The sequence below is a fragment of the uncultured Campylobacter sp. genome (genome assembly GCF_938018035.1).
Lineage (GTDB): Bacteria > Campylobacterota > Campylobacteria > Campylobacterales > Campylobacteraceae > Campylobacter_B.
In genome coordinates, this window is sequence record NZ_CALIJF010000363.1 from 1 (window position 1) to 1,506 (window position 1,506).

Consider the following 1,506-nt stretch of genomic DNA (forward strand, 5'->3'; position numbering starts at 1 on the left):
TTGGGAAAATTTTGCCGAGTTTATATCAAATTGCGGTAAATAGTTAGAATTTTAAATTCGAGTTTAAATTTACGCACCGCGCCCTGCCGCGCCTTTAAATTTTAAAATTTAAACCTCGCCGCAAGAGCCGCTAATTGATATTTAATGCCGTTTTAAAGCTACGGCGATATACTTGCGATTTGAAAAGCTATTTCAATTAAGGAGCGAAGATGGAGTTTGAAATTTTAGAAAATTCCGCCGATTTTAAGCCTAGCGATCTGGATGAGATAATGGTCTCGATCGGCTGGGATACGGAGCAAAATGCAGCCTCCGTGCCGCCGCACGAGACATACAGGGTGTGGCGCACCTATGATTACGTGGCGATCGCCAAAACGCAGGGCAAGACCGTGGGGGTGTTGCAGGCGTTTTGCGACCGCGACAACTTCGCTACGAGCTATCTTTACTGCGTGATAGTTCATAAGGATTATCAAAGGCGCGGTATCGGCACGGCGCTCGTGAATGCCTTTAATAAACGCTTTGCGCACACCACCACCTTTGTCGTGACCCCTCTACACAAGGCTGAGGGTGCCGGAGAATTCCTACAAAAGTGCGGCTTTAAGGACGCGTCGGAGCACTTCACGGTTCATATGAGGAAGCGAAATTCGATCTAGCGGGCATAAATTTTAAAATTTTATCGAGCTTTAGCTCTAAAACGGTTGGAATTTTAAATTTAGCTATGAGTTGCTATAATCGCTAAAATTTAAGGAGCCAAAATGATCACTATGCAGATCCAAAGCGGTGTCGATCGCGATACTCTCGAAACTTTTAAGAAGCTTTTTTTAAAAATTGATCCCTCCGCACAGATCACTCTAAGCGGCGAGAAAAGCTTAGAAACGATTCTATCGGAGTTTAAATCCGGCGAAAGTTACGACGAGATAAAAAGCGGAATGGATGCAGATTTAAAATCATACGCAAACGGCGATCTAAGCGGCTTCGATGAACTAGGCAAGGGCTGGAAAAATTGAAAATAATCCAGTCTAAAAGATTTCGTGCGCAGCTTAGCAAGATCGTAGAATTTATCGCAGAGCACTCAGAGGATGCGGCGGAAAATTTTAAAAACGAGCTTTTTGCACGAGCAGGCGAGCTTGGCTTTATGCCGTATAAATTTCGTAGATCAAAGAGCTTTGACGATGATAAAATTAGAGATTTCATATTTAAGGGTTTCGTAATCCCGTATCTAATAGACGAACCCGACGATACGATCGTTATCCTGGCGATATTTAAGCAAAATTTATTGAGATAGCTTGACGCCTGTTTAAAAACATCTGCGTTTAAATTCCGCGCCCCGTTTATTAAAACCACTCATTCGCCGCCGCTACAGCGCCAAAGAAAATCAACCGCTCATCCGCACTAAATCACCGCATATTCGCGCCGGGCGCCGTAAATTTCAATTCTATGCACGGCGCGCTAAAACAACTCCGCTCGCCCCCTGCGCAAAAGCAAACCTAAAAGAATTTTCGGCTACAA

The 1,506-nt window shown here is 44.1% G+C and carries 3 protein-coding genes; all 3 read left to right on the forward strand.

Annotation, left to right across the window (positions count from 1 at the left end; translation table 11 throughout):
- Window positions 1-209 precede the first annotated feature (209 nt).
- The 3 genes from Q0257_RS10860 (at window position 210) to Q0257_RS10870 (ending at window position 1,282) form a co-directional block, all read left to right on the forward strand.
- Window positions 210-650, forward strand: coding sequence for a GNAT family N-acetyltransferase (locus Q0257_RS10860; protein ID WP_298024761.1), 441 nt, complete (start codon window positions 210-212; stop codon window positions 648-650).
- 102 nt (window positions 651-752) lie between these two features.
- The gene (locus Q0257_RS10865; RefSeq protein ID WP_298024763.1) at window positions 753-1,004 is read left to right on the forward strand and encodes a hypothetical protein; all 252 of its coding nucleotides are present in this window, start codon (window positions 753-755) and stop codon (window positions 1,002-1,004) included.
- Window positions 1,001-1,282, forward strand: a complete 282-nt coding sequence (locus Q0257_RS10870; protein ID WP_298024765.1) for a type II toxin-antitoxin system RelE/ParE family toxin — start codon at window positions 1,001-1,003, stop codon at window positions 1,280-1,282. Before Q0257_RS10865 ends, Q0257_RS10870 begins: the two co-directional genes overlap by 4 nt.
- Window positions 1,283-1,506 lie beyond the last annotated feature (224 nt).

Coding starts and splice junctions, on each gene's coding strand:
- Q0257_RS10860 (WP_298024761.1), top strand. CDS start 210: ATGGAGTTTGAAATTTTAGAAAATTCCGCCGATTTTAAGCCTAGCGAT.
- Q0257_RS10865 (WP_298024763.1), top strand. CDS start 753: ATGATCACTATGCAGATCCAAAGCGGTGTCGATCGCGATACTCTCGAA.